We start from the raw sequence: 3,024 nt of genomic DNA on the forward strand, positions 1-3,024 counted from the left end.
TTCCGATGCTTTGCAATTAGTCCTGGCTCGTGTAACCGAGCTCCCAGGCTTCGGTTTCGCGTTTTTACACGGCCTGGACCCGAAGCGGACTGTAGCAGTCAGCCTATCCTGGACACTACGTTGAGTTGCACTAGCTCAGACTTGAACTCACACGACGGTCGCTGACGATAGCTGTCGATGCCCTCACCTAGCCCATGAACGACGATTACTTGCTGCGGCCGGAAACCAGGTTCGTATTGATCCACGATGCCACGTCGGTAACCACGAGGCCGCGTTGGCTGTTGAACGTGCCACGCTTGTCCCAAGCGACGCCCCGTCCTTGAGCGAAGGCTGCACGATACTTGCGCATCATATTGTTCGGCTCGCGTGCCAGTTCGTCCAGCAAATACTCCTCGCTCCAAACCGATCGACTAAAGGGTCGGCCGAGGGAGGACTCCAGTTTGTCCGCAACTTCGCCATAAGTCACAGTATCGCCGGCCAGGAAGACAATCTCGTTCCGGATGCGAGGCGTAGCGAACAAGACCTCAGCAGTCAAGACTCCGATATCATCGGGGGTCGTCACGGTCACAGCAGTGCTTAGACTGCCCAGAGCATGGATTGAATTGTCTTGCAAGTCTACAACGCCGAATTCGGGCTCGAACAGATAGCTCATAAACATGCCAGTTGAGATAATGACCCATTCGGTCATGTGCTGACTGCGCAAAAGCTCACGCACGTCCAACTGCGCATCGAAAATGTCCTGCGGACTGCCCCGTCCAATCACGTCAAAGTCGACGCCGAATTGCCACGGGAAATACCTTGGAATTCGCGCCTGCAGGGCAGCCCGGGCCAACTTCATTGGTGTGTCGACACCAGCCGCGTATCCCGCGCAACCGACGACGGTGTCATAGCGCGCGAACACCACGGCGAGCTCATCGATGGAGCTCTTTACCAGATCGCCTATCACGATCTCAATCCCGAGGTCCCTGATCTCCGAGATATCACGCTGCTTGTCCTTAGAGTTTGACTCAACGGCACTTGCACGCAGCAGGACGCTGATCTTCACCCCATTGATTGCCTTTGCGCGGTTCGCGAGACTGCGCAGCACTGGCAGGCCGAGTTCGCCGGCACCGAGCACGAGAATGTTTTGAGATGTGGCGTTAGGATCTGCTAGGTTCATCGTAAGCGTTGGGAGCTGTTGGCGGTTTTGATCGAACATTGTTGATTCTCCTGTGGATTTGATAGCTGCACTGTAGCGATTGTCGTGATGCAGAAAAAGTAGCACTAGAGGTTTTCAATATGCGAAAAATCCGAATAATCTTGCGTTATAGTGCCGGTTTCGCTAATCGCTTTGAAGGCAACACATGGACCGTGTGCAAGCAATGCAGGTATTTCTTCGCGTAGTCGAAAGCGGGAGTTTCATTCGTGCAGCAGAAACGCTGAGCTTACCCGCGTCGTCCGTGACGGGCATCATCAAGCGGCTGGAAAAACATTTGCAGACACGTTTGCTCAACCGCTCCACCAGAAAGCTCAGCTTGACACCGGAGGGCGAGCAATACTTCCATCGCTGCCGCGCGATACTTGACCTGATTGATGACACGGAATCCAGCCTGCATGGCTCCGCCGAGCGTCCGCAAGGGAGAGTGCGAGTAGATATGCCTGGAGGGATCGCGCATGCCCTCATCCTTCCACAGTTGGCGCAATTCCAAGCGAAGTTCCCCGACATCTATCTAATGATCGGCATAAATGATCGCCAGGTGGACTTGATACAGGATGGCGTCGATTGCGTAATCCGTACCGGTCGCCTCCATGACTCGACCCTGATTGCGCGTCATCTGGGAGAGTTGCGCTGGATCACATGCGCGGCACCGGTCTATCTGAATCAACAGGGCATTCCCAAAAATCTAGAGGATTTGCAACGCCACAGCGCGGTTCACTACTTTGCCAATACAACTCGGCGGACAGGCGAGCTGAATTTCGTGGAGGCCGGAGAGAAGGTTGCTGTGCAAGTTGCCGGCACGGTTGCAGTTAACGAGACTGGCCTGTACATCAAGCTGGGTCTCGCCGGAGGCGGCCTGATGCAATTGGCTGAGATCTTGGTGGTCGACCATTTGCACAGCGGAGACTTAGTCGAGGTACTGGCCGACATGCGACCGGAACCCGTGCCAGTGTCGCTGATCTATCCTCATCATCGCTTTCTCTCTCCGGCCATGCGAGCGTTCGCCGATTGGGCTGCAGGGCTTTTCACGAAGGTCGGATAGGGTATGACAAATCCATATCGTTGACTACTGCAAACTAGTCTTATAGCTTTGCGATGGTCCGCTTTTGGCCGATAGCGGATGGTCGGCACGGCCCAGTGTATCCGGCTGTTGCCTGTAGAACAACTAGGCGGTTTTGTTAGGCGCTCCAACTCCGGCGTCGGGTCAGCGCCCGAACGGCAGCCTGCCCAGCAGGCCGACGAGCGTGCGGGCATGGCGCCCGTCCGGATCGAGCTCGGGATCGAACACGGTGACGGTCATCCCGATGCAGCGTACGTCGGACACGAGGCCGGACAGGATCGCCACGAGATCGTCCGGCGCGATACCCGGCGCACCGGGGCTGTCGACCGCGGGCATCACGGCTTCGTCGAGCACGTCGACGTCCAGGTGGATCCAGAAGCGCTTGTCCAGCCGTTGCCGCGTGCGTTCCAGCACCGCCGGCGGCCCGATCTCGTTCGCCGTGAACACGTCGATGCGTTCGAAACCGGTGTCGTTCACGTCCGCCCAGGCAAAGTCGGGACGCCGCCCGTCCCGCTCGCCGATCTGGACGACGTCGCGATCCCGCACCAGGGGCGACTCCACGCCGGGCCAGTCGGTCATCAGCGCCTCGCCGCGGCCCGTGGCCAGCGCGAGGTCCATACCCGCGACGGCTCCCAGCATGCTGTCCGGGTCGTAGTTGCCCGGGTGGCGGAAATCGCTGTGGCCATCCACGTGGACGAGCGCCAGCGGCCCGCGGCGCCGCGCGCCGGCCAGCGCCCCCAGCCGCCCGCGGGGGAAAACGAAGTGG

At 58.6% G+C, this 3,024-nt stretch carries 3 protein-coding genes; 1 reads left to right on the top strand and 2 read right to left on the bottom strand.

What is annotated here, in order from left to right:
• Positions 1–205 precede the first annotated feature (205 nt).
• Positions 206–1,159, bottom strand: a complete 954-nt coding sequence (locus tag ACEN88_RS28035) for an aromatic alcohol reductase (protein WP_413344929.1) — start codon at positions 1,157–1,159, stop codon at positions 206–208.
• 184 nt (positions 1,160–1,343) lie between these two features.
• Here ACEN88_RS28035 and ACEN88_RS28040 point away from each other — a divergent pair, with 184 nt between their 5' ends.
• Entirely contained in the window at positions 1,344–2,240 is an 897-nt protein-coding gene (locus ACEN88_RS28040) for a LysR substrate-binding domain-containing protein (protein WP_413344925.1), read from the top strand.
• Between the two features lie 162 nt (positions 2,241–2,402).
• Here the strand turns inward: ACEN88_RS28040 and ACEN88_RS28045 are convergent.
• Positions 2,403–3,024, bottom strand: a 622-nt coding sequence (locus ACEN88_RS28045) for an arginase family protein (protein ID WP_413344927.1), incomplete at its 5' end; no start/stop codon positions are given.

The organism is Massilia sp. CT11-108 (genome assembly GCF_047302915.1).
Taxonomy (GTDB): domain Bacteria; phylum Pseudomonadota; class Gammaproteobacteria; order Burkholderiales; family Burkholderiaceae_D; genus Telluria; species Telluria orientalis.